Annotated in this window: 23 protein-coding genes; 8 read left to right on the top strand and 15 right to left on the bottom strand. The window is 69.4% G+C overall.

Translation table 11 applies throughout. From position 1 onward, the window contains the following. Positions 1–12: 12 nt before the first annotated feature. The 4 genes from AC3EGR_RS01800 to AC3EGR_RS01785 form a co-directional block, all read right to left on the bottom strand. On the bottom strand, positions 13–603 hold the full coding sequence (locus AC3EGR_RS01800) for a cysteine hydrolase family protein (RefSeq protein ID WP_488544714.1): 591 nt from the start codon (positions 601–603) through the stop codon (positions 13–15). Between the two features lie 65 nt (positions 604–668). Beyond that, positions 669–1,625, bottom strand: a complete 957-nt coding sequence (locus AC3EGR_RS01795; RefSeq protein WP_488544713.1) for a tripartite tricarboxylate transporter substrate binding protein — start codon at positions 1,623–1,625, stop codon at positions 669–671. A gap of 48 nt (positions 1,626–1,673) precedes the next feature. Continuing rightward, positions 1,674–2,744 carry a tartrate dehydrogenase gene (locus AC3EGR_RS01790; RefSeq protein ID WP_488544712.1) on the bottom strand — a complete coding sequence of 357 codons (1,071 nt, stop codon included), beginning with the start codon at positions 2,742–2,744 and terminating at the stop codon, positions 1,674–1,676. Positions 2,745–2,928: 184 nt separating this feature from the next. Beyond that, positions 2,929–3,981 (bottom strand): hypothetical protein, encoded by a 1,053-nt coding sequence (locus tag AC3EGR_RS01785; protein ID WP_488544711.1) that lies wholly within the window; start codon positions 3,979–3,981, stop codon positions 2,929–2,931. A gap of 92 nt (positions 3,982–4,073) precedes the next feature. On the opposite strand from AC3EGR_RS01785, the gene AC3EGR_RS01780 reads away from it, so the two are divergent. Continuing rightward, positions 4,074–4,982: a LysR family transcriptional regulator gene (locus AC3EGR_RS01780; protein WP_488544710.1), complete on the top strand. Its 909-nt coding sequence runs from the start codon at positions 4,074–4,076 to the stop codon at positions 4,980–4,982. Positions 4,983–5,004: 22 nt separating this feature from the next. After that, positions 5,005–5,583, top strand: a complete 579-nt coding sequence (locus tag AC3EGR_RS01775; RefSeq protein ID WP_488544709.1) for a DUF4337 domain-containing protein — start codon at positions 5,005–5,007, stop codon at positions 5,581–5,583. A gap of 7 nt (positions 5,584–5,590) precedes the next feature. Here AC3EGR_RS01775 and AC3EGR_RS01770 read toward each other — a convergent pair whose 3' ends face one another. From AC3EGR_RS01770 to xdhC, 4 genes are all read right to left on the bottom strand, one after another. After that, entirely contained in the window at positions 5,591–6,907 is a 1,317-nt protein-coding gene (locus AC3EGR_RS01770) for a glycerate kinase type-2 family protein (RefSeq protein WP_488544708.1), read from the bottom strand. A gap of 40 nt (positions 6,908–6,947) precedes the next feature. Next, entirely contained in the window at positions 6,948–7,352 is a 405-nt protein-coding gene (locus AC3EGR_RS01765) for a hypothetical protein (protein ID WP_488544707.1), read from the bottom strand. Between the two features lie 45 nt (positions 7,353–7,397). Continuing rightward, positions 7,398–8,597, bottom strand: a complete 1,200-nt coding sequence (locus tag AC3EGR_RS01760; RefSeq protein ID WP_488544706.1) for a urate hydroxylase PuuD — start codon at positions 8,595–8,597, stop codon at positions 7,398–7,400. 144 nt (positions 8,598–8,741) lie between these two features. Beyond that, positions 8,742–9,545 carry a xanthine dehydrogenase accessory protein XdhC gene (xdhC, locus tag AC3EGR_RS01755; protein ID WP_488544705.1) on the bottom strand — a complete coding sequence of 268 codons (804 nt, stop codon included), beginning with the start codon at positions 9,543–9,545 and terminating at the stop codon, positions 8,742–8,744. Between the two features lie 125 nt (positions 9,546–9,670). Between xdhC and AC3EGR_RS01750 the strand changes: the two genes are divergently transcribed. Further along, positions 9,671–10,192 carry a hypothetical protein gene (locus AC3EGR_RS01750; RefSeq protein ID WP_488544704.1) on the top strand — a complete coding sequence of 174 codons (522 nt, stop codon included), beginning with the start codon at positions 9,671–9,673 and terminating at the stop codon, positions 10,190–10,192. 75 nt (positions 10,193–10,267) lie between these two features. Here AC3EGR_RS01750 and uraH read toward each other — a convergent pair whose 3' ends face one another. After that, positions 10,268–10,624, bottom strand: coding sequence for a hydroxyisourate hydrolase (gene uraH, locus AC3EGR_RS01745; RefSeq protein WP_488544703.1), 357 nt, complete (start codon positions 10,622–10,624; stop codon positions 10,268–10,270). Between the two features lie 57 nt (positions 10,625–10,681). Between uraH and AC3EGR_RS01740 the strand changes: the two genes are divergently transcribed. From AC3EGR_RS01740 to AC3EGR_RS01725, 4 genes are read left to right on the top strand one after another with little or no spacing between them, the layout of a single operon-like run. After that, positions 10,682–11,356: a GntR family transcriptional regulator gene (locus AC3EGR_RS01740; protein ID WP_488544702.1), complete on the top strand. Its 675-nt coding sequence runs from the start codon at positions 10,682–10,684 to the stop codon at positions 11,354–11,356. Continuing rightward, a complete protein-coding gene (gene puuE / locus AC3EGR_RS01735) occupies positions 11,353–12,297 on the top strand; it encodes an allantoinase PuuE (protein WP_488544701.1) in 945 nt (314 codons plus the stop codon). The genes AC3EGR_RS01740 and puuE overlap by 4 nt, the downstream gene beginning before the upstream one ends. Continuing rightward, on the top strand, positions 12,298–14,079 hold the full coding sequence (uraD, locus tag AC3EGR_RS01730; protein WP_488544700.1) for a 2-oxo-4-hydroxy-4-carboxy-5-ureidoimidazoline decarboxylase: 1,782 nt from the start codon (positions 12,298–12,300) through the stop codon (positions 14,077–14,079). Beyond that, the gene (locus AC3EGR_RS01725) at positions 14,076–15,299 is read left to right on the top strand and encodes a M20 family metallopeptidase (RefSeq protein ID WP_488544699.1); all 1,224 of its coding nucleotides are present in this window, start codon (positions 14,076–14,078) and stop codon (positions 15,297–15,299) included. Before uraD ends, AC3EGR_RS01725 begins: the two co-directional genes overlap by 4 nt. A gap of 27 nt (positions 15,300–15,326) precedes the next feature. On the opposite strand, the gene AC3EGR_RS01720 is transcribed toward AC3EGR_RS01725, so the two are convergent. Then, a complete protein-coding gene (locus tag AC3EGR_RS01720; RefSeq protein ID WP_488544698.1) occupies positions 15,327–15,869 on the bottom strand; it encodes a phosphatase PAP2 family protein in 543 nt (180 codons plus the stop codon). A 92-nt stretch (positions 15,870–15,961) separates the two neighbouring features. On the opposite strand from AC3EGR_RS01720, the gene AC3EGR_RS01715 reads away from it, so the two are divergent. Next, a complete protein-coding gene (locus tag AC3EGR_RS01715) occupies positions 15,962–16,975 on the top strand; it encodes an MYG1 family protein (RefSeq protein ID WP_488544697.1) in 1,014 nt (337 codons plus the stop codon). A 242-nt stretch (positions 16,976–17,217) separates the two neighbouring features. Here AC3EGR_RS01715 and AC3EGR_RS01710 read toward each other — a convergent pair whose 3' ends face one another. Genes AC3EGR_RS01710 through AC3EGR_RS01690 form a run of 5 tightly spaced genes read right to left on the bottom strand, consistent with a single transcriptional unit; the run spans position 17,218 to position 22,249 of the window. After that, positions 17,218–18,174, bottom strand: coding sequence for an SMP-30/gluconolactonase/LRE family protein (locus tag AC3EGR_RS01710; RefSeq protein WP_488544696.1), 957 nt, complete (start codon positions 18,172–18,174; stop codon positions 17,218–17,220). Next, positions 18,174–19,166, bottom strand: a complete 993-nt coding sequence (locus AC3EGR_RS01705) for a Bug family tripartite tricarboxylate transporter substrate binding protein (RefSeq protein WP_488544695.1) — start codon at positions 19,164–19,166, stop codon at positions 18,174–18,176. The genes AC3EGR_RS01710 and AC3EGR_RS01705 overlap by 1 nt, the downstream gene beginning before the upstream one ends. A 19-nt stretch (positions 19,167–19,185) precedes the next feature. Then, positions 19,186–20,481, bottom strand: coding sequence for a glucarate dehydratase family protein (locus tag AC3EGR_RS01700; protein ID WP_488544694.1), 1,296 nt, complete (start codon positions 20,479–20,481; stop codon positions 19,186–19,188). Between the two features lie 6 nt (positions 20,482–20,487). After that, positions 20,488–21,780 carry a TRAP transporter large permease gene (locus AC3EGR_RS01695; protein ID WP_488544693.1) on the bottom strand — a complete coding sequence of 431 codons (1,293 nt, stop codon included), beginning with the start codon at positions 21,778–21,780 and terminating at the stop codon, positions 20,488–20,490. 22 nt (positions 21,781–21,802) lie between these two features. Further along, complete coding sequence (locus tag AC3EGR_RS01690; protein ID WP_488544954.1) at positions 21,803–22,249, bottom strand: TRAP transporter small permease; 447 nt, start codon at positions 22,247–22,249, stop codon at positions 21,803–21,805. Positions 22,250–22,273 lie beyond the last annotated feature (24 nt).

Here is a 22,273-nt window from a genome sequence, read left to right as displayed (position 1 = left end):
GCCCGCGCCGGTTCAGGACGCCTTGGCGGTCCGCTTGCGGGCCGGGGCCGCAGACGCCGGGCGTACGTCGCAGCGCAGGACGTCGCGCATGTAGGCCAGGCTCGCGTTCTTCGCTTTCGTGGTCTCCGCCGCGGTGCAGTCCGCCGGGACCCAGATCCCTTCGTAGCCGCGCAGGAAGGCGTCGGCCGCCGTCATCTGCACGCACATGTCGGTCGCCAGCCCCGCCAGGATCAGTTCCTTCGCGCCCATGTCCTTGAGCAGCAGTTCCAGCGCCGAACAGAAGAACGCCGAGTGGCGCGGCTTGAGCAGCGTGATGTCGCGCGGCCGCGGCGCCACCAGCCGTGCAATCTCGCCGCCGAGGTCGTCGCGCGCGCAGCACTGCGCCACCAGCGCCTGGAAGTCCGACTGCCAAACGCCGTAGTTGTCGTTGGCGTACACGACGGTCACCTGCTCGGCTTGCAGCTTTTCGCGCAGACGCACCGTCGCGCGCGCCGCGGCCAGGGCCGGGCGTGCCAGCCTTTCCGCTCCCGGGAAATTGAGCGGGTTGATGAAGTCGACGAGGACCAGCACGCGCGGGCTGCGCGGCACCTTGGCAGGTTTCATGGGTGCAAAAGCAAACGGCGCCCATGGTAGGGCGCCGTCCGGCTGGCTCCTGTAGGAAGCCGGCTTTACTTCTTGCCGAGGCCCATGCGGGCAGCGCCTTCCGTGTACAGCTTCGTCTTGCCGGCCATGAAGCTGTCCATCTCCTCGACGCCGACGTTCACGAGCTCGAAGCCGGAGGCCGCGGCCTTCTCCTTCATCTCGGGATCGTTGTTCAGGGCGCGCCACAGGTCGGAGATGCGCTTGCGCTCGGCCACCGGCGTGGACTTGGGCATGCCGATGCCGCGGTACGCCCCGTCGATCCAGTCGACGCCCAGTTCCTTGAAGGTGGGCACGTCCGGCATCAGCGGGTGGCGCTTCTCCATCGCCACGGCGATGGGACGCACGCCCTTGTCCTTGTTCGCGATCGCGAAGGGCACGTAGGTCATGGCACCGTCCACCTGGCCGCCCAGCACGGAAGTCGCCAGGTCGCCCGTGCCCTTGAACGGGACATACAGCGTCTTGATGCCGAAGGCGGCGTCCAGGCGCTCGTGCGCGGCGTGGTTGGCCGAGTACTGGCCCGAGCCCGCGAGGCTGAGCTTGCCCGGTTCGGCCTTGGCCGCGGCAAGGAATTCCTTGAAGTTGTGGATGTTGCTCTTGGCGCTGACCACCAGGATGTCCGGCGTGAAGTGGAACCAGAACACCGGCGTGACGTCCTGGGTCTTGTACTGCACGTCGCCCTGGATCGGCTGGAAGACGATGTGGGGCAGGTTGACGCCCACGACGTTCAGGCCGTCGCCGGGCAGCTGGTTCATCTGCGTCCACATGAGCGCACCGCCGGCTCCGGCCTTGTACTGCACGATGGTCTCGATGGCGGGGCACTTCTTCTTCAACACACCCTGCTGGTGGCGCGCCGACAGGTCGGACTCGCCGCCGGGCGGGAAGGCCTGCCAGTACTGGACGTTGCCCGTGGGGCAGGTCACCGTCTGCGACCAGGCCAGGGGAGCGAGCGCGGCGAGGGCCAGCGCGGCGAGAGTGCGTTTCATGTCTGTCTCCTTGTTATGGACTGCGAAGCCCAGCGTTGTGGCACGGAATCAGCGGTTCTTCAACCGGGAAACCACGGCGGCGGTCACCTCCGCGGTCCTGGCCTTGCCGCCGAGGTCACCGGTGTGCAGCCTGGGATCCGCAGTGACTTCCTCGACCGCCTTCATCAGGCGCGCCGCGGCTTCCTTCTCGCCCAGGTGCTCCAGCAGCATCACGCAGCTCCAGAAGGTGCCGACCGGGTTGGCCAGGCCCTTGCCCATGATGTCGAAGGCCGAACCGTGGATGGGCTCGAACATGCTGGGGTAGCGGCGCTCGGGATCGATGTTGCCGGTGGGGGCGATGCCGAGGCTGCCGGCCAGCGCCGCGGCCAGGTCGCTCAGGATGTCGGCGTGCAGGTTGGTCGCGACCAGCGTGTCGAGCGAAGCGGGTCGGTTGACCATGCGCGCGGTGCAGGCGTCGACCAGTTCCTTGTCCCACTTCACGTCCGGGAATTCCTTGCTCACGGACAGCGCGATCTCGTCCCACATCACCATCGCGTGGCGCTGCGCGTTCGACTTGGTGACCACGGTGAGCTGCTTGCGCGGGCGCGACTGGGCCAGCTTGAAGGCGAAGCGCATGATGCGCTCGACGCCCGCGCGGGTCATCATGCTCACGTCGGTCGCCACTTCGATCGGGTGGCCCTGGTGCGCGCGGCCGCCGACGCCGGCGTACTCGCCTTCGGAGTTCTCGCGCACGATCACCCAGTCCAGGTCCTTGGGCGTGCAGCGCTTCAGCGGCGCGTCGATGCCCGGCAGGATGCGCGTGGGCCGCACGTTGGCGTACTGGTCGAAGCCCTGGCAGATCTTCAGGCGCAGGCCCCACAGCGTGATGTGGTCGGGGATGTGCGGATCGCCGGCGGAACCGAAGAGGATGGCGTCCTTGTCGCGCAGCGCCTCGAGGCCGTCGTCCGGCATCATCTTGCCGTGCGCGCGGAACCAGTCGCCGCCCCAGCCGAAGCTGCTGAATTCGAAGCGGAAGCCGGCGCCGGACGCGGCCAGCGCCTCCAGCACTTCCTGGCCGGCGGGAACCACTTCCTTGCCGATGCCGTCGCCCGGGATGCAGGCAATCTTGTAGGTCTTCATGGGATGTCCTTTCGCGCCAGACTTTAGGGCCTGGCGGGCGGAAAGAACGCGGGCAATTTCATCCCATTGTTAACCTGGGTGGCATGAATCCGCCCAGCTCATCCCGGCCTGGGGCCGCGATCCGTGGCGGGTCCGACCCGGCGCCGCATGGATTGCGGGCCGCAGCCCGCAATGACCCGGTGCGTCAGAGCGCCTTGTTGAGGTCTATGTCCAGGCCGGCCTGCTTCATCTGTCGCGCGAGCAGCAGCTTCCACACACCCCCGTTGTCCACGGGAATGCGCACCAGCGAATCCAGCCCGGGCGCGGAGGACTGCGCCGGCACCAGCAGGCACACGCGCGCGGCGCCCAGCGCGCCGAGCAGGAAGCCCGTCTCCAAGGGACGGTCCGAGCGCATCAGCACGGCGAAGCGCACGGGGCGCAGCTTCTCCAGCGTCTCCGGCGAAGGGGTGGCACCGGAACCGCCGGTGACCGTCTCGATGCCCATGTCCTTGAGGAAAGCGGCCAGCGCTTTCGCCGCCTCGTCCCCGGCGCGGCAGACGACGGCCACGCGGGCCATGGCGCTGTCGGAGGGGACGGCAGTGGTGCTGGCAGCACGGGCGGGTGTGGGTGAAGGGGTCGCTGCAGGCGTCGGCGCAGGCGTCGGCGCGGGTGTTGGCGCAGGCGTCGGTGCCGGTGTCGGTGCCGGTGTTGGCGCGGGCGTCGGTGCCGGTGTCGGCGCGGGCGTCGGTGCGGGCGTCGGTGCAGGCGTCGGTGCGGGTGTCGGTGCGGGTGTCGGTGCAGGTGTCGGTGCAGGGGTCGGCGCGGGCGTCGGTGCGGGCGTCGGCGCAGGCGTCGGTGCGGGCGTCGGCTCCGGCTCGGCTGCCGCTTGCGGATGCTCCATCCGGTGCTTCAGCTTGGCCGCCGCGGCCTCCAGGCGGCTTGCTGCGCTCGCCACCGCCTTGCGGATCTCGGCGTGAAATTCTTCCACGGTGAAGCGGTCGCCGAAGGTCGTGTCCAGGGCCGCGTCGATCGGGGGGACGGCGAATTCGCGGTACAGCGCGCTGCCGGCGCCGAAGGCCTCGGCGACGAGCTTGTTGACGTTCTTCTGCACCACCTCCAGGCGCGTGTCCCAGCGGTCCTGGATGCCGGTCGCATCGAAGGTCTTGAGTTCCTTCACGCGTCGCGCGATGCGATCGAGCACGGCCTCCACCTCCGCCCGGCCCTGCGCGCCGCTGCCTGCCGGCTTTGCGTTCGACATGCTTTCTTCCTCCTTGGGCCACTGTACCAGCGGCTCCCGCGCAGGGATCCCGCCGGCCGGGGCAGAATGCGCGCAATTCGCCTCGCCGCCACATGTCCGCGCACACCGCCTCGCAGGAAATACAGTTCTTCAGCGTCCTGATGCGCTGCGGCAGCCTCGCGGCCGCGGCGCGCGAGCTGCAGGTCAGCCCGCCGGCGGTGAGCAAGCGGCTCGCCGCCCTCGAAAGCCGCCTCGGCGTGACCCTGCTGCACCGGACCACCCGCCGGCTGATGCTCACGCACGAGGGCGAGACCTACCTGGCGCACGGGCGCCGCATCCTCGGCGAGATCGAGGCGCTGGAACGCGAGCTGCAAGGCGCGCGCTCGGAACCCACCGGCGTGCTGCGCGTGAACGCCACCCTGGGCTTCGGCCGCATGCACGTGGCGCCGGCGATCGCCACCTTCGCCAGGCTCTACCCCAAGGTGGAAGTGCAGCTGCAGCTTTCGGTGAACCCGCCGCCGCTGACCGACGACGCCTTCGACGTGTGCGTGCGCTTCGGCGAACCGCCCGACGCCCGCGTGGTGGCGCGCCTGCTGGCGCCGAACCGCCGGCTGCTGTGCGCCTCGCCCGCCTACCTGCAGCGCCACGGCACGCCGCGCACGCCGCACGAGCTCGCCGGCCACAGCATCATCGCGATCCGCCAGGGCGACGAGGCCTACGGCTCCTGGCGGCTGCGTTCGGGCAAGCGCGTCGAGACGGTGCGGGTGCGCGGCAACCTGAGCACCAACGACGGCGAGATCGCGGTGAGCTGGGCCCTCGGCGGCCTCGGCATCGTGCTGCGCGCCGAGTGGGACATCGCGCGCTACCTGCGCAGCGGCCGGCTGCAGCAGGTGCTGGAGAACTGGCAGACACCGCCGGCGGACATCCATGCCGTGTACCCGGTGCGGCACCAGGGCACGGCCCGGGTGCGGGTGTTCGTGGACCATCTCGCGCAGGAGTTCGCCAGGCGCTTCACGGCCTGAGCGGCACTGCACAATCCCGGCCATGGAACTGAACCCCATGGACAACCTGGAGGCGCGCGCCTCGCGCCTGAACGCCACCGTCGCCGTCACCGTCGCCCTGCTGGGGACCGTGATGGGCGTGTGCAAGGTCAAGGACGACAACATCGTGCAGGCCATGCAGCAGGCGCAGGCCGACAAGGTGGACCACTGGTCCTTCTACCAGGCACGCAACCTGCGCGAGGAACTCGCCCGCGCCACCACCGTGCAGCTGAAGCTGCAGGCGGCGGGGCGCGCGCAGCCGGAGCGCGCCGGCTACGACGAGGCGATCGCCCGGTACGAGTCGCTCGCCACCGAGCAGGCGCAGAAGAAGGCGGAGCTGCTGCAGCAGGCGCAGCAGGACCAGAAGAACTATGACGCGCTGAACGATCGCGACGACCAGTTCGACCTGGCCGACGCGGCGATCTCGATCGCGATCGCCGCGCTGGCGGTCGCCTCGCTCACGCAGGCCTGGTGGCTGTACGCGCTGGCACTGGTGCCCGGTCTGTTCGGCAGCTTCATGGGCTTTGCCGGCCTGGCGGGCTGGCCGGTGCACCCGCAGTTTCTCGCCGGCCTGCTCTCCTGAGGCCGGCTCAGAGCACCAGCATTGCGCGGAAGTCGTTGACGTTGGTGTGGGTCGGCCCGGTCACCACCAGGTCGCCCAGCGCGCTGAAGTAGCCGTAGGCGTCGTTGCGGGCGAGGAAGGCGTCGACCTTCATGCCTTGCGCGAGCGCGCGGGCCAGGGTGTCCGGAGCGACGAAGGCGCCGGCGTTGTCTTCCACGCCGTCGATGCCGTCGGTGTCCGCCGCCAGGGCCCAGACGCCGGCCTGCCCTTGCAGCGCCTGCGCCAGGCCGAGGCAGAACTCACCGGCGCGGCCGCCGCGGCCGCGCGGCGTGCCTTCCGGCTGCTTGCGCACCGTGACCGTGGTCTCGCCGCCGGAGAGGATCACGCAGGGACGGCCGAAGGGCTGCCCGCGCTGCGCCACGGCGCGCGCGATCGCGGCGTGCACCTTGCCCACCTCGCGCGACTCGCCTTCCAGTTCGTCGCTGAGGATGTGCGCGTCGATTCCGGCGGCACGCGCCGCGGCCGCGGCCGCCTCCAGCGACTGCTGCGGCGTCGCGATCAGGTGCACCGGCTGGTCCGCGAAGGCCGCGTCGCCCGGCTTGGGCGTCTCCAGCGCACCCTGCTCCAGCAGGCTCATGATCGCGCCGGGCACCTCGATGGCGTAGCGCTGCAGGATCGCCACCGCGTCGGCGCAGGTGCTCGCGTCGGGCACCGTGGGGCCGCTGGCGATGACCGAGGGATCGTCGCCCGGCACGTCGCTGATGGTCAGCGTCACGACGCGCGCCGGCGCACAGGCCGCCGCCAGCCGCCCGCCCTTGATGCGCGACAGGTGCTTGCGCACGCAGTTCATCTCCACGATGTTGGCGCCCGACTCCAGCAGCCGGCGGTTGATGCGCTGCTTGTCCTCCAGCGTCAGGCCTTCGGCGGGCAGCGTGAGCAGCGCCGAGCCACCGCCGGAGATGAGGCACAGCACCAGGTCGTCGGGCGTGAGCCCGCGCGTGAGCGCGAGGATGCGCTCCGCGGCGCGCAGGCCGGCCTCGTCCGGCACGGGATGCGAGGCTTCCACCACCTCGATGCGCTGCGGCAGGCCCGCGGGACGCGGGGGCGTGTGGTGATAGCGCGTGACCACGAGGCCGGACAGCGGCGCCTCCGCCGGCCAGAGCGCCTCGACGGCCTGCGCCATCGCGCCGCCGGCCTTGCCCGCGCCCAGCACCAGCGTGCGGCCGCGCGGCGGCGGCGGCAGGAAGCTGGCGGTGTTGTGCAGCGGCAGGGCGCGGTGCACCGCGGTGCGGTACAGGTGCTCGAGGAAGGCGCGCGGCTGCGCGCGGGGATCGGGGGCGGTCATGGGCGGTCTCCAGCGCGGATTGTGCCGCGCGCCACGCCCGCTAGCGCGCGGGCACCGGCGCGAACAGCACGGTCACCACGCCGTTGGGCAGGTACTCGTTCTGGCCGTAGAAGTCGAAGGCGACCAGCAGGCGCACCTGGCTGCCGGCGCGCGCCTGCACCAGGCTGCATTGCTGCACGGCGGCGAGGGCGCCTGCGCGCAGGTGGGAGCTGAAGGGCCCTTGCTCCAGCACGGGGTTCACCAGCCGGCCATCGGGGCCGACCTCGGCGCGCACGAGCGCGTGTCCGTGCTCGAAGTCCTGCAAGGACTGGAAGGGATATTGCTGCGGCCCGCAGACCGGCCCTGCCCCGACGGCGCCGGGGTCCGGCGGGATGGCAGCGGGCCAGGGTGCCGCGCACGCGGCAAGCCCGAGGGCGGCGGCGAGGCAAAGCAGGCGGGTGCGCATCGCGACAGTATCGCGCGGATCGCCGGGCATGGGGCCGCCGGAGGCTCACTCCGTCTTGGCGCCGGCCTGGAACCACTGGCCGATCAGCGCCCGCTCGCCATCGGTGATGCCGGTCGCATTGTTCAAGGGCATGGTCCTGGCCACCACGGCCTGCTGGTACACCGCCTGCGCATGCTGCTTCAGGCCCTCGGGCGAGTCGAGCCTCACGTTCTTCATCTGCAACTGCGGGCCGTGGCACTGGTAGCAGCGCTGCTCCAGCACCTTGTGCACGGCGGCGTAGTCCGCCGCCGCCGGCGGCACCCTGGCGGCGGCGCTTGGCTCGGGCGTGAGCCACACGAGCGTGCCGGCGATCAAGGCGACGCCCACCAGCGCGTAGCCGACGGGATGGCGGTTGCGCCCCAGCTTCCAGCCGTGCCGCATGACGAAGAACTGGCGGATCGCAGCGCCAGCGAACATCATCAGCACCAGGACCAGCCAGTTCAGCTTGTGCGTGTAGAGGAAGCCGTAGTGGTTGGACAGCATCGCGAACAGCACCGGCAGCGTGAAGTAGGTGTTGTGCACGCTGCGCTGCTTGCCGCGCCAGCCGTGGATCGGGTCCGGCGCCTCGCCCGCCGCGATGGACTTCACCACCTTGCGCTGGCCGGGGATGATCCAGAAGAACACGTTGGCGCTCATGGCCGTGGCGATCATCGCCCCGACCAGCAGGAAAGCCGCGCGCCCGGCGAACCAGTGGCACGCCAGCCAGGCCGCCACGCACACCAGCGCGAACACCAGTGCGCCGACGATCGCGTCCCCGTTCCTGCGACGGCCGAACACCCGGCAGATGGCGTCGTACAGCATCCAGAACACCACGAGGAAGCACAGGGCGACGGCCACCGCGGCACCCGGCGACCAGTTCACGAGCGACTTGTCGACCAGGTAGCTGCCCGCGTTCCAGATGTACGACACGGTGAACAGCGCGAAACCCGAGAGCCAGGTCGAATAGGCTTCCCAGTAGAACCAGTGCAGGTGCGGCGGCAGCTGCGGCGGCGCGACCGCGTACTTCACCGGGTGGTAGAAGCCGCCCCCGTGCACGGCCCACAGTTCCCCGGTCACCCCTTCGTCGCGCAGCCTGGCATCCGCGGCGGGAACGAGGCTGCTGTCGAGGAAGACGAAGTAGAAGGAGGACCCGATCCAGGCGATCGCGGTGATGACGTGCAGCCAGCGCAGCAGGAGGTTGGCCCAGTCGAGAAGATAGCTTTCCATGCTTCTTGCCGATTGACCTGCTCACCACCGCGGGCGCTCTGAGCAGAGTGGGTCGCGCACACTCCTTGCCGGGGTCGGATTCCAATTTCCCGGCCAGGAGGCGCCGCTGCGACTGTGGACCGGAGTGTATACACTCCGGCGGCTTCATGAAAGCGGGACTTGCAGCAGCTGCGCCGCGACCGCCACCGCGATCACCTCCGGCTCCTTGCCCGTGATTCCGGGGATGCCGATGGGACAGGTGATGCGCGCCAGTTCCCCTTCCGTGAAGCCGCGTTCCTCCAGCCGGTGGCGGAAGGTCGCCCACTTGGTGGCGCTGCCGATCAGGCCCACGTACGGCAGGTCGTCGCGCTCGCGGCGGCGCTTCAGGCAGGCGGCAACGATGTCCAGGTCCTCGGCGTGGCTGAAGCTCATGATGAGCACGCGCGACCCGGGCGCGAGCTCACCCACCGCGGCATGCACCGGGTCCGAGTGCTCGCACTGCACCGTGTCGGGGACGTCCTCGGGAAAGATCTCGTCGCGGCTGTCGATCCAGGTGATGGCGAAGGGCAGCGTGCGCAGCACGCCCACCAGCGCCTTGCCGACGTGTCCACCCCCGAACAGCGCCACGGGCGTGCGCTGCGCCTGCAGGCGTTGCGCGAGGACGGGCGCGTCGGCGGCCGTGAGGCGCTCGTAGCGCAGGTGCACGACCCCACCGCAGCACTGCCCCAGGGCCGGCCCGAGGGGATAACGCAACACCGCTTCGCCGCCCGTCTGCGACAAGCGGCGGCGCGCCTCCTCGATCGCCTGCAACTCCAGGTGGCCGCCGCCAATCGTCCCCGCCACCGCGTCGCGAAAAACCGCCATCCAGGCGCCCGCCTCGCGCGGCACCGATCCCGCCGTGGCGTGGACGCTGACCAACACCCCGTCCGCGGACGCCAGGCGTTTCGTGACTTCTTCAATGGCGGACATTCTTTACAGTGAAGCGGGACGCAAGGACGCGAAGCGTTTGGTAACCATGGTCATCATTGCGGCAAGCGCTGCCGTTGTAGATTGGACCCGCACGCGCCCGCGTGCCATCGCGAGGAGTAGCTGACATGAAGTATCGCCCGAGCCTGCGTTCGCTGACACCTGCCATGCTGGCCGGCACCGCCGCCTTGCTGGCGTCCTGCAGTTCCGCGCCGCCGCCGGCCGAACAAGCGCGCGCCGCCGTGGTCAAGCCCGCGGAAGGCCCGGTCGCCCAGTCGGCGCACCCGGCGCCGGCCATGATGATGAAGACCTCGGCCGCGACGAACCCGCGCGCCTACCGCCAGGACGCCGCGCAGCACCTGTACAGCCTGAACCAGGATCGCATCTGGAAAGGCCGCATGCCCCCGCTGCTGTACGCAGTCGGCGTCCTGCAGGTGGAAGTGGACGGCCAGGGCAACGTGCGCAACCTGAACTGGATGCGCGCCCCCAGGCACGCACCGGAAGTGATCGCCGAAATCGAGCGCACCGTGCGCGCCGCCGCGCCCTACCCCGTGCCCGCCCGCATGGGCAAGGTGGTCTACACGGACACCTGGCTGTGGCACAAGACGGGTCGCTTCCAGCTGGATACGTTGACGGAAGGGCAGGACTGAGCGCTTCCTGCGGCATCGCGCAAAGCGGCCTGCGGGCCGCTTTTTCCTGGCGGTGCGCCAGCGACCCCCCCCCCCTCACGACCCCCGGTACGTCGAATAACTCCACGGGCTCACCAGCAGGGGCACGTGGTAGTGCTGGTCCTCGTTGGCGATGCCGAAGTCCAGCGTGACACGGTCGAGGAAGGGAGGGTCGGGCAGCTGCACGCCGCGCGTGCGGAAGTACGGAGCCACGTCGAAGACCAGCCGGTAAGTGCCCTTCTTCAGGCTCGCGTTGTCGAACAGCGGGCCCTCCGGGCTGCGGCCGTCGGCATTCAGCACGAAGCGCTTGACCAGGGTGGCGCCGCCGCCGGCGGTGGTGGAATACAGCTCCGCCGCCATGCCCGCCGCGGGCGTGCCATGCATGGTGTCCAGGACGTGGGTGCTCAGGCCCATGGCGATCTCCGGGGATTGTGGACCGGAGTGTATACAGTTTTGGCGCCCGCGGCTATCATGCGCCGCATGGAGCCGTCCACCACCCGCACCATCGTCGACGCGCTGACGCGCGCGATCGTGGAGCACCGGCTGCAGCCCGGCACCAAACTGGCGGAACAGAAGCTCGCCGACCACTTCGGCGTATCGCGCACGCTGGTGCGGCAGGCCCTGTTCCAGCTGGTACAGAAGCACCTGGTGAAGATGGAACCCGCGCGTGGCGCCTTCGTCGCAGCGCCGACCGTCGAGGAGGCACGCCAGGTGTTCCAGGTGCGCCGCCTGCTGGAAGCGGAGATGGTGCGCGAGTTCCTGCGCAAGCAGACGCCGGCCAAGCTCAAGGCGCTGCGGGAGCACGTGGCGCAGGAGAAGGCGGCGATGGCGGGCAGCGACGTGAGCGAACGCCAGCAGCTGCTGGGCGACTTCCACGTGCGCATGGCCGAACTCGCCGGGAACGCGGTGCTGGCGCAGATCCTGCGCGACCTCGTCTCGCGCAGCTCCCTCATCACGCTGATGTACCAGCGGGACAGCTTCGAGCCGCACTCGCAGGAGGAGCACGTGGAACTGATCAAGGCGCTCGCCGCGAAGGACGAGAAGCGCGCGGTCAAGCTGATGGAAGAACACCTGCGGCACGTCGAGGAAAGCCTGGCCTTCGACCGCAACGTCCCCACCCACGACATCGCACTGGCACTGGCATGAGCACCGTCTACGACTCCACTGCGCCCTACCCGCGCGACCTCGCCGGCTATGGCCGCAACCCGCCCCATGCGAAGTGGCCGGGCAACGCGCGCATCGCGGTGCAGTTCGTGCTGAACTTCGAGGAAGGCGGCGAGAACGCCACGCTGCACGGCGACCCCGCGTCCGAGCAGTTCCTGTCGGAGATGTTCAACCCCGCCGCCTTCCCCGGCCGCCACCTGAGCATGGAAGGCATCTACGAATACGGCTCGCGCGCCGGCGTCTGGCGCATCCTGCGCGAGTTCGAGCAGCGCCGGCTGCCCCTCACGGTGTTCGGCGTCGGCTCGGCGCTGCAGCGCTGCCCCGAGCTCACGCAGGCCTTCGTCGAGGCCGGCCACGAGATCGCCTGCCACGGCTGGAAGTGGATCCACTACCAGGACGTGCCCGAGGACGTCGAGCGCGAGCACATGCGACTGGGCATGGAGGCGATCGTCAAGCTCACGGGCGAACGGCCCCTGGGCTGGTACACCGGCCGGGACAGCCCGAACACGCGCCGGCTGGTCGTGGACTACGGCGGCTTCGAATACGACAGCGACTACTACGGCGACGACCTGCCCTTCTGGATGAAGGTGAGCAAGTCCGACGGCAGCACCGTGCCGCACCTCGTCGTGCCTTACACGCTGGACTGCAACGACATGCGCTTCGCCCTGCCCCAGGGCTACTCGCACGCCGATCCCTTCTTCCAGTACATGCGCGACAGCTTCGACGCGCTCTACGCCGAAGGCGACGAGGCGCCGAAGATGATGAGCGTCGGCATGCACTGCCGCCTGCTGGGTCGCCCCGGACGCATCACCGCGCTGCAGCGCTTCCTGGACCACGTCGCGAAACATGACCGTGTGTGGGTGTGCACGCGCCTGGACATCGCGCGGCACTGGAAGCAGGTCCACCCCTACGAGGAGGCCTGAATGGCCATCACCCTGGAACAAATCAACGCCGCGGATGCGGCCGAAGCCGCGCGCCTGCTGGACGGGCTCTACGAGCACTCGCCCTGGATCGCCCAAGCCGCGCTGGCGCAGCGGCCCTTCCGCTCCTTGGGCCACCTGAAGCAGGCCATGGCGGACATCGTGCGCGACGCGGGCGAGGCCAGGCAACTCGCGCTGATCCGCGCGCACCCGGAGCTCGCCGGCAAGGCGATGGTCGCGAAGACGCTCACCAGCGAATCGACCAGCGAGCAGGGCAAGGCGGGCCTGACCGACTGCACGCCCGAGGAGTTCGCGCGCATCCAGCAGCTCAACGCCGACTACAACGCCAGGTTCGGCTTTCCCTTCATCCTGGCCGTGCGCGGCCCGCGCGGCACCGGCCTGCACCGGCGCCAGATCATCGACACCTTCGCCCGCCGGCTGGACAACCACCCGGACTTCGAGCGCGCCGAGGCCTTGCGCAACATCCACCGCATCGTGGAGCTGCGCCTGAACGACAAGTTCGGCGTCGAGCCGGCGCTGGGCAACCTGGTCTGGGACTGGCAGGAGCAGCTCGCGCGGCAAAGCGACCCGGGGTACCAGGAGAAGGGTCAGCTGACGGTCACCTACCTCACCGATGCGCACCGCGCCGCGGCGAAGGAGATCGCGGACGTGATGCGCCAGGCGGGGTTCGACGAGGTGGAGACGGATGCGGTCGGCAATGTCGTGGGACGCTACCGCCCTGGCGCCGCTTCGGCGAAGTACCTCCTCACCGGTTCGCACTACGACACGGTGCGCAACGGCGGCAAGTACGACGGACGCCTGGGGATCTTCACGCCGATCGCCTGCGTGCGCGAGCTGTCGCGGGCGCAGCGCCGCCTGCCTCTGGGCATCGAGGTCGTCGCCTTCGCCGAAGAGGAAGGGCAGCGCTACAAGGCCACCTTCCTGGGCTCGGGCGCTCTCACCGGAGACTTCGACCCCGCCTGGCTGGAGCAGAAGGACGCCGAGGGCATCACCATGCGCGAGGCGATGCGGCAGGCCGGCCTGCCCGCGCAACGCGAGGCGATCCAGGCCTTGAAGCGCGACGCCGGGCGCTACCTCGGCTTCGTCGAAGTGCACATCGAGCAGGGCCCGGTGCTGAACGAACTGGACATCCCGCTGGGCATCGTCACCTCCATCAACGGCGGCCGCCGCTTCCAGTGCGAAGTCACCGGCATGGCCAGCCACGCGGGCACCACGCCGATGGACCGCCGGCGGGATGCCGCCGTGGCCGTGGCGGAACTGGCCTTGTTCGTCGAACAACGCGCGGCGCGCGACGGCGATTCGGTGGGCACCATCGGCATGCTGCAGGTCCCCAATGGCTCCATCAACGTGGTGCCGGGCCGCTGCCTGTTCTCGCTGGACCTGCGCGCGCCCGACGATGCGCAGCGCGACGCCCTCGTCAACGACGTCCTGGCGAAGCTGAAGGACATCTGCGAGCGGCGCGGCGTGCACCACGTGGTCGAGGAAACCATGCGCGCTGCCGCCGCCCCCAGCCATCCGGCCTGGCAGCGGCGCTGGGAAGCCGCCGTGGAGTCGCTGGGCCTGCCGCTGTACCGCATGCCCAGCGGCGCCGGGCACGATGCCATGAAGCTGCACGAAATCATGCCCCAGGCCATGCTGTTCGTGCGCGGCCAGAACGCGGGCATCAGCCACAACCCGCTCGAATCCACCACCAGCGACGACATGGAGCTGGGCGTGCGCGCCTTCCAGCACCTGCTGGAGCAGCTCGCCAGGGAGACCGCATGAACGACCACCAGAAACTCGACGCCTGGATCGACGCGCACTTCGACGAGGAGGTCCGCTTCCTGCAGGAGCTGGTCCGCGTCCCCACCGACACGCCGCCCGGCGACAACGCCCCGCATGCCGAGCGCACCGCCGAACTGCTGGAGGCTTTCGGCATGGAGGCGGAAAAGCACACCGTGCCCCAGGGCGAGGTGCAGGCCTACGGCCTGCAATCGATCACCAACCTGGTCGTGCGCCGCAAGTACGGAACCGGCCCCACCATCGCCCTGAACGCGCACGGCGACGTGGTGCCTCCCGGCGAAGGCTGGACGCATGACCCTTACGGCGGCGAGATCGCGGACGGCAGGATCTACGGGCGCGCGGCGGCCGTGAGCAAGAGCGACTTCGCCAGCTTCACGTTCGCGGTCCGCGCGCTGGAATCGCTGGCGGCGCCGCTCAAGGGTGGCGTCGAACTGCACTTCACCTACGACGAGGAATGGGGCGGCGAGCTGGGCCCCGGATGGCTGCTGAAGAAAGGCATCACCAAGCCCGACCTGATGATCGCCGCCGGCTTCAGCTACGAGGTCGTCACCGCCCACAACGGCTGCCTGCAGCTGGAGGTCACCGTGCACGGCAAGATGGCCCACGCCGCCATCCCGCACACGGGCGTGGACGCGCTGCAGGGCGCCGTGCAGATCCTCAATGCGCTGTACGCGCAGAACACGCGCTACCAGCAGGTCACGTCCAGGGTTCCCGGCATCCGGCACCCGTACCTGAACGTGGGCCGCATCGAAGGCGGCACCAACACCAACGTGGTTCCGGGCAAGGTCATGTTCAAGCTCGACCGCCGCATGATCCCCGAGGAGAACCCGCAGGAGGTCGAGGCGAACATCCGCCAGGTGATCGCCGAGGCGGCGGCGCGCCTTCCGGGCATCACGGTGGACATCAAGCGCCTGCTGCTCGCCAACGCGCTGAAGCCCTTGCCCGGCAACAAACCGCTGGTTGAAGCGTTGCAGAAACACGGCAAGGAAATCTTCGGCCAGGACATCCCCGCGATGGGAACGCCCCTGTACACCGACGTGCGTCTGTATGGCGAAGCCGGGGTTCCCGGCGTGATCTATGGCGCCGGGCCGCGCACCGTGCTGGAGTCCAACGCCAAGCGCGCCGACGAGCGCCTGGAACTGGAGGACCTGCGCCGCGCGACCAAGGTCGTGGCGCGGGCCCTGTACGACCTCCTTCGTTAGGCTGCGCGGCCCGCGGGCGCGCCGGCTTCACCACGACCTTGCGTAAGACACCCACGGCCCGCCGGCGCGCCACGCCACGCCGACCACGGCCCCGTCCGGCAAGGGCTTGGTGAGCAGGAATGCCGAGCCGACGCCGATCACGGCGCCGCCCACCACGTCCGTGGTGGAGTGATGGTGGTGGCGGACGCGCTCGTACGCAGTGACGGTGCCAAGCACATAGAAAGGCCAGGCTTCGTCCAGGCCGTAGCGCCGGTGCACGAAGCCGGCGGCCGCGAACACGATGGAGGTGTGGCCGGACGGAAAGCCATAGCCGGTACCGTCGGGGCGCGGGCTGTTCACCACACGCTTGGCAACCTCGGTGGTTCCCTGCGCCAGCAGCGTGGACAGGCCCCACTGCTTGAATCCGTCCAGGTCCTGGTGATAGAGCGTGAGGCCGGCGGCTGCCAGGGGCACGGCAATGGCCAGCGCATCGCCCACCGGATCCGCCGTGGCGGTCACCTGCGCGCTCGCGGGCAGCGGGGCGAACCAGCCGATGCAGATCGCCAGCAGGACGGCCGCGCAAATCCTCATGGTCCCGCTCCTGAAGAAGGACCAGGCCACTGTTTGCCGCCCGGCTTAATTCGCGCTTAAAGGCGGTCGCGTGCCGCGTGCTATACAGCCGCATGCCCCCTTCGAACGCAGTACGCGCAAGCGCATCGACCGGCGACGCCGCGCCCACGCGCATCGCCACGCACAGCGGCAGCTTCCACGCCGACGACGCCTTCGGTGTCGCGGTGCTGGCCGCGCTCCATCCGCAGCACGAGATCGTCCGCAGCCGCGACCCCGCGGTGCTGGCGGGAGCCGATTACCTGGTGGACGTCGGCGGTGAGTGGGACGCCGCACGCGGCCGCTTCGACCACCACCAGCGCGGCTTCGACGGCCGGCGCGCGGGTGACGATGGGCCGGCCGAGGGCTATGCGAGCGCCGGCCTGGTGTGGCGGGAATTCGGCGACGCCTATGTGCGGCAGGTCATGCAGGAACTCGGCGCAGACGTGAGCGGCGATGCCGTCTCGCGCATCGCGCAGGACGTGGACGCCTCGCTCGTGCGCTACCTGGACCTCGTCGACACCGGCGCGCAGATGGTGGCGCCCGGCGTATTCGGCCTGTCCAGCCAGGTGGCGCTCCTGAACAGCAGCTGGCTGGAGGAACAGGGACTGGACGGTACGGCTCTCGCGGCGTTGCAGATGGAGCGTTTCCGCGAAGCCATGGAGCTGGTGCAACGCCAGCTGCATCGCCTGGTGCTGCGCCGCATCGGCCAGGAACTTGCCGCGGCCAAGGTGCGCGCGGCCGGCCGGCTGCTGGACGGCCGCGTCCTCTACCTGAAGGAAGGCGGAATGCCCTGGACCGCCGTCGTGGTGCAGGAGATGCCGCAGGTGCTGCTGGTGGTCTATCCGGAAATGGACGAGCGCGGGCAACGCTTCGTCCTGCGCACCGTGCCGGCTGCGACCGAATCGTTCGCGAATCGCATGGACCTGCCGCGCGCCTGGGCCGGTCTGCGCGACCGGCAGCTGGCCGATGTCACCGGGGTGGCGGACGCGCTCTTCTGCCACACCAACGTCTTCATCGCGGTGGCAGGCAGCATGGAAGGCGCGATGCGCCTTGCGGAGCTCGCGCTGGACGCAAGAGCAGCGGGCTGACGCACAAGGACACGCCGCGCTCTTGCGGAAGAAAAAAGCGGAGCACCAGGACCGCCGCTCCCGCGCCACGGCAAACCGAACGACCGCTCCAGGCGGGGGGGTTCGTGCGATGCGCGTCCAGGGTTTGCGCACAGCACGACCGCACAGGAGGGCTTTCCGGTTCGCCCGGGATCCCAGGCTCCAGGGCCAATGTCGTCGGCGATCCTTAACGGCCGCTTAAGCGCCTGGAGCCGTTGGTCGGTTCAGGCGCAGCCCTGGGTGTTCACGTACAAGGCGTACACCGAATGGCTCGCGGCCATGAAGAGCCGGTTGCGGTGGCGCCCGCCGAAGCAGAGGTTGGCGCAACGCTCGGGCAGGTGGATGTGCGCGATCGCCTTGCCGTCCGGCGCGAACACGCGCACGCCGTCGAGGCCTTCCGGGTCCACGCCCGGTGCGCCGTTGCTGCCGAAGCCGCACCACAGGTTGCCGGCCACGTCGACGCGGAAGCCGTCGAAGGCGCCCGGGCCTTGCGCATCGGCGCCGATGCGCTTGTTGGACAGCGTGCCGTCCTTCGCGTGGTCGTAGGCCCAGATCTTCCGGTGCGGCGCGGCGCGGCTCTCCACCACGTAGAGAACGGACTCGTCGGGCGAGAAGGCCAGGCCGTTGGGTGCGTTCAGGTCGGTGATCACCTGCTGCAGCTTGCCGTCCGGCGCGATGCGGTACACGGCATGCGGCAGTTCCTGCTGCGCCGGCTCGCCTTCCCAGTAGCCGCCGATGCCGAAGCTCGGGTCGGTGAACCACACGCTGCCGTCGCGCGCGCAGACGATGTCGTTGGGGGAGTTCAGGCGCTTGCCTTCGAAGCGGTCGGCCAGCACCGTGACGCTGCCGTCGTATTCGGTGCGCGTGACGCGCCGCGTGAGGTGCTCGCAGGACAGCAGCCGCCCCTGGCGGTCGCGGAAATGCCCGTTGGCGTTGTTCGACGGAATGCGGAAGTCGCTCACCGTGCCCGAGGCTTCGTCCCAGCGGATCACGCGGTTGTTGGGAATGTCGGAGACCAGCAGGAAGCGGCCATCGCCGAACCACACCGGCCCCTCGGCCCAGCGCAGGCCGGTGGCGATGCGCTCCACGTGCGCGCTGAACAGGCGCAGCGCGAGGAAGCGCTCGTCCAGCACCTCGATGGCGGGATCGGGGTAGCGCAGGCTGGGCGTGAAGTCGCTCATCACTCGGCCTTGATGCCCGCGGCCTTGATGACCTTGGCCCACTTGGCGACCTCCGCCTTCTGGTACTCGCCGAGTTCCGCCGGCGTCATGGTGGACGGGGCCATGCCGAAACTCTTCAGGCGCGCCTGGACTTCGGGCGTGGCGACGATCTTCATGATCTCCGCGTGCAGGCGGTCCACGATGGGTTTGGGAGTGCCAGCGGGGGCGAACACGGCCTGCCACGAGCCCATGTCGAAACCCTTCTGGCCGGCTTCGGCGATGGTGGGCACGTCGGGCAGGGACTCCAGCCGCCTGGAGCTGCTCACGGCGATGGGGCGCAGCTTGCCGGCCTGGATGTGCGGGCCGACGATCAGCGTGGTGTCGAACATCATGTCCACCTGGCCGCCGATCACGTCCTGCACCGCCGGGCCGCTGCCCTTGTAGGGAACGTGCGTGAACTTCACGCCGGACTGGTAGGCCAGCAGCTCCAGCGCCATGTGCGGCGAGGTCCCGTTGCCAGGCGACGCCGACGACAGGCCGCCCGCCTTTGCCTTGCTGGCGGCGAGCACGTCGTTGAGCGTCTTGTAGGGGCTGGAGGCGGGCACCACCAGCACCAGCGGGCCGGAGCCGAGCATGGCCACGGGCACGAAGGAGGTGACCGGGTCGTAGTCCAGCTTGGGGTACAGGCTCACGTTGATCGCGTGCGAGCTGATGGTGCCGCCCAGGATGGTGTAGCCGTCGGCCGGTGCGCGCGCGGCGAGAGTCGAGCCCACGCTGCCGCCCGCGCCGGGCTTGTTGTCGATGACCACGGGCGTGCCGAGCGCAGCGCTCAGGGGCTGGGCGATCAGGCGGGCGAGCGTGTCGGTGTTGCCGCCGGGCGGGAAGGGAACGACGTAGGTGATGGCCTTGCCCGTGGGCCAAGTGCCCTGGGCGGCGGCGGGCAGCGCGGCGAACGCGCCCGCCAGCAGCAGGGTGGCGAGGAGCGAGCGGCGAATCAGCTGGCGAGCTTGCATGGATATCCCTTGGTTGTCTTCAGAAACGGGGCTGGCTACCCGTGAAAGCTGGATCGTATTTCTTCATCTGCCCCAGGTCATCGCGGTTGCGGATCCCGCAGCGCTGGTAGTTGTCGTGCAGGCGGGCCAGCGCTTCCCGGTCGATGGTGACGCCCAGGCCGGGACCGGTGGGCACGCGCACACTGCCTTCCTCGAACAGGATGCGGCCCCCCGCGACGATCTCTTCATCCTGCCACGGGTAATGCGTGTCGCAGGCATAGGTCAGCTGCGGCACGCTCGCGCACAGGTGCGTCATGGCGACGAGGCTGATGCCCAGGTGGGAGTTGCTGTGCATCGACAGGCCCAGGTCGAAGGTGCGGCACAGCGTGGACAGGCGCTGGGTGGCGCGCAGCCCGCCCCAGTAGTGGTGGTCGCTCAGCACGATCTTCACCGGGCAGCCCGCATCGGCATTGCGCCGGAACTCGGCGAAGTCGGTCACGACCATGTTGGTGGCCAGCGGCACCTCGCATGCGCGCGCCACCGCCGCCATGCCGTCCAGGCCGGGCGCGGGGTCCTCGTAGTACTCCAGCACGCCGCGCAATTGCTGCACGATCCTCAGGCTGGTTTCGACCGTCCAGTTGGCATTGGGATCGATGCGCAGGGGCGTGCCCGGAAAAGACCGCGCCAATGCGAGGATGCCCGCGGCCTCCTGCTCGGGCGGCAGTGCGCCGGCCTTGAGCTTGATGCTGCCGAAGCCGTACTGGTCGACCATGCGGCGCGTCTGCGCCACGAGCTGCTCCGGGGTGAGCGCTTCGCCCCAGGGATCGGGCGCGTAAGGCTTGCCGACGTGCTCCGCGTACTTGTAGAACAGGTAGGCCGAGTAAGGCACGCGATCGCGCGCCGCGCCGCCCAGCAGGTCCACCACCGGCGCGTTCGCCAGCTGGCCCTGCAGGTCCATCATCGCCACTTCGAAGGCGCTGACGACCTTGGCGACGTTCTTCGAGACGTGCATGCCCGGCGCCAGCGAAACCTGCTGGCCCAGGAACTCGGAGGCGGCTGGCTCGCGCGGCGCGACCAGCGCACCCACGCGGCTTTCCATTTCGTTCAGGGACCAGGGCGACAGCCCCGTGAGCGCGGGCGCGGCCCTGGCCAGCACCTCCAGCATCGGCAGGTCGCCGTAGCTTTCGTTGATGCCCACGAGACCCGAATCGGTCTCGATCTCGATGATGGAGCGCAGCGCCCACGGTTCGTGGATGCCCGCCGCGTTGAGCAGCGGCGGATCGCGAAAGGCGATGGGCGTGACGCGGACGTGCCGGATGGCGTGCGAGGTCTTCATCGGCCTTCAGCGGATCATCAGGCGCGGCAGCCAGAGCGAGAACGCGGGCACGTAGGTCACGAGCAGCAGGCAGACCGTGAGGGCGCCGTAGAAGGGCAGGATCGAGCGCATCACCTGTCCCACCGAAATCTCGCCGATGGCGCAACCGACGAACTGGGTCGTGCCCACGGGTGGGGTGTTCAGGCCGAGGGCGCAGTTGATCAGCATGATGACGCCGAACTGCACCGGGTCCATGCCGAACTGCACCGCGATGGGCAGGAAGATCGGCGTGCAGACCAGGATGGTGGCGGCCATGTCCAGGAAGGTGCCGAGCAGGAACAGCAGGATGTTGATCATCAGGAAGATGACCCACGGCTCGCTGCTGATGCTCTGCATCAGGGCACCGGTCTTCTGGGGCACTTCGTACAGCGCCATGAAGTAGCCGAAGGCGGACGAAATGCCGATCAGCAGCAGCACGACGCCGGTGGTCTTGCACGCCTTGGCACAGGCCTTGAGGAAGTCGTGCCAGGTGAGAGACCGGTAGACGAGGGCCGTGACCAGCAACGCCCACAGCACCGCGGTCGCGGCCGATTCGGCCGGCGTGAAGACGCCCGACAGGATGCCGCCCAGGATGATGAAGACGACCAGCAGGCCGGGCATGGCGGCCATCATGGCCCGGAGCACCTCGCCCCAACCGGGGAACTTGCCGCGCGTCGCATAGCCACGCCTGACCGCGACGTAGTAGGCCGCACCCAGGTTGCACAGCGTCAGCAGCAGCGCGGGCACGATGCCGGCCAGGATCATGGACAGGACGCTGACCGAAGCGATGCCCGTGGTCGCCAGGGTGAAGATGATGAGGTTGTGCGAGGTCGGCATCAGCACGCCCACCAGGGCGGCGTGGGTGGTGACGTTGACCGCGTAGTCCGCGTCGTAGCCTTCCTTCTTCATCAGCGGGATCATCACCGAGCCCATCGCGGACACGTCGGCGAGGGCCGATCCGGAGACGCCCCCGAACAGCGTGCAGCCCACGACGTTGCTCATGCCCAGGCCGCCGCGCACGTGGCCCACGAGGCTGTTGGCCAGGCGCACGATGCGATCGGCGATGCCCCCGTAGAGCATCAATTCGCCCGCGAACACGAAGAAGGGGATCGCCATGAAGGAGAACACCTGCATGCCACCCACCATCTTCTGGAAGATGATGGGCACCGGCACGCCCGCATACAGCACGGTGGCGATCGACGACAGTCCGATCGAGAACGCGACCGGCACGCCGAACATCAGCAGTGCCAGAAAGGTGACGGAGAGGACGACCAGTTCCATGAAATGCGCCTTGTCGGGGGGATCAGTGCCAGGCGGGCACGACTTCTTCGCCGCGCAGCAGGGCCAGGATGTGTTCGAAGGAGAAGAGCACGATCAGCACACCGGCGATGACCAGCGCCAGGTAGTCCAGCCCCGCGGGCACGCCCAGCATCGGGTCGAGTTCGTTCCACTTCATGCGGGTCCAGAGCCAGCCGCTCGTGATCATGAAATAACCGAACAGCGCGACCAGGGCGTGGATCAGCACCTCGATCTTCAGGCGGAAGCGCTCGGGCAGCAGCGTCACCAGCGACTCCAGGCCGATGTGGCCCGCGTCGCGCACGCCCACGGCCACGCCCAGCGCGGTGATGTAGAGAACCAGCTGCAGCGCCAGCGCCTCGGTCCACGTGGGCGTGTCGTTGAAGACGTAGCGGCCGACCACCTGGGTCTGCACCGAGATCACCAGCAGGAGCAGGCCGACGATGGCCAGCATCAGGCAGGCCTTGCTCAGGAAGGC

The sequence above is a fragment of the Ramlibacter sp. G4-7 genome, assembly GCF_057784995.1.
The sequence above is the reverse complement of the archived record's forward strand: the minus strand, read 5'-3'. Positions and strand labels throughout refer to the sequence as shown.

Excerpts from the sequence above, each read along its gene's own strand:
- AC3EGR_RS01800 (WP_488544714.1), bottom strand. The coding sequence starts at position 603 with ATGAAACCTGCCAAGGTGCCGCGCAGCCCGCGCGTGCTGGTCCTCGTC.
- AC3EGR_RS01795 (WP_488544713.1), bottom strand. The coding sequence starts at position 1,625 with ATGAAACGCACTCTCGCCGCGCTGGCCCTCGCCGCGCTCGCTCCCCTG.
- AC3EGR_RS01790 (WP_488544712.1), bottom strand. The coding sequence starts at position 2,744 with ATGAAGACCTACAAGATTGCCTGCATCCCGGGCGACGGCATCGGCAAG.
- AC3EGR_RS01785 (WP_488544711.1), bottom strand. The coding sequence starts at position 3,981 with ATGTCGAACGCAAAGCCGGCAGGCAGCGGCGCGCAGGGCCGGGCGGAG.
- AC3EGR_RS01780 (WP_488544710.1), top strand. The coding sequence starts at position 4,074 with ATGTCCGCGCACACCGCCTCGCAGGAAATACAGTTCTTCAGCGTCCTG.
- AC3EGR_RS01775 (WP_488544709.1), top strand. The coding sequence starts at position 5,005 with ATGGAACTGAACCCCATGGACAACCTGGAGGCGCGCGCCTCGCGCCTG.
- AC3EGR_RS01770 (WP_488544708.1), bottom strand. The coding sequence starts at position 6,907 with ATGACCGCCCCCGATCCCCGCGCGCAGCCGCGCGCCTTCCTCGAGCAC.
- AC3EGR_RS01765 (WP_488544707.1), bottom strand. The coding sequence starts at position 7,352 with ATGCGCACCCGCCTGCTTTGCCTCGCCGCCGCCCTCGGGCTTGCCGCG.
- AC3EGR_RS01760 (WP_488544706.1), bottom strand. The coding sequence starts at position 8,597 with ATGGAAAGCTATCTTCTCGACTGGGCCAACCTCCTGCTGCGCTGGCTG.
- xdhC (WP_488544705.1), bottom strand. The coding sequence starts at position 9,545 with ATGTCCGCCATTGAAGAAGTCACGAAACGCCTGGCGTCCGCGGACGGG.
- AC3EGR_RS01750 (WP_488544704.1), top strand. The coding sequence starts at position 9,671 with ATGAAGTATCGCCCGAGCCTGCGTTCGCTGACACCTGCCATGCTGGCC.
- uraH (WP_488544703.1), bottom strand. The coding sequence starts at position 10,624 with ATGGGCCTGAGCACCCACGTCCTGGACACCATGCATGGCACGCCCGCG.
- AC3EGR_RS01740 (WP_488544702.1), top strand. The coding sequence starts at position 10,682 with ATGCGCCGCATGGAGCCGTCCACCACCCGCACCATCGTCGACGCGCTG.
- puuE (WP_488544701.1), top strand. The coding sequence starts at position 11,353 with ATGAGCACCGTCTACGACTCCACTGCGCCCTACCCGCGCGACCTCGCC.
- uraD (WP_488544700.1), top strand. The coding sequence starts at position 12,298 with ATGGCCATCACCCTGGAACAAATCAACGCCGCGGATGCGGCCGAAGCC.
- AC3EGR_RS01725 (WP_488544699.1), top strand. The coding sequence starts at position 14,076 with ATGAACGACCACCAGAAACTCGACGCCTGGATCGACGCGCACTTCGAC.
- AC3EGR_RS01720 (WP_488544698.1), bottom strand. The coding sequence starts at position 15,869 with ATGAGGATTTGCGCGGCCGTCCTGCTGGCGATCTGCATCGGCTGGTTC.
- AC3EGR_RS01715 (WP_488544697.1), top strand. The coding sequence starts at position 15,962 with ATGCCCCCTTCGAACGCAGTACGCGCAAGCGCATCGACCGGCGACGCC.
- AC3EGR_RS01710 (WP_488544696.1), bottom strand. The coding sequence starts at position 18,174 with ATGAGCGACTTCACGCCCAGCCTGCGCTACCCCGATCCCGCCATCGAG.
- AC3EGR_RS01705 (WP_488544695.1), bottom strand. The coding sequence starts at position 19,166 with ATGCAAGCTCGCCAGCTGATTCGCCGCTCGCTCCTCGCCACCCTGCTG.
- AC3EGR_RS01700 (WP_488544694.1), bottom strand. The coding sequence starts at position 20,481 with ATGAAGACCTCGCACGCCATCCGGCACGTCCGCGTCACGCCCATCGCC.
- AC3EGR_RS01695 (WP_488544693.1), bottom strand. The coding sequence starts at position 21,780 with ATGGAACTGGTCGTCCTCTCCGTCACCTTTCTGGCACTGCTGATGTTC.
- AC3EGR_RS01690 (WP_488544954.1), bottom strand. The coding sequence starts at position 22,249 with ATGCTGGCCATCGTCGGCCTGCTCCTGCTGGTGATCTCGGTGCAGACC.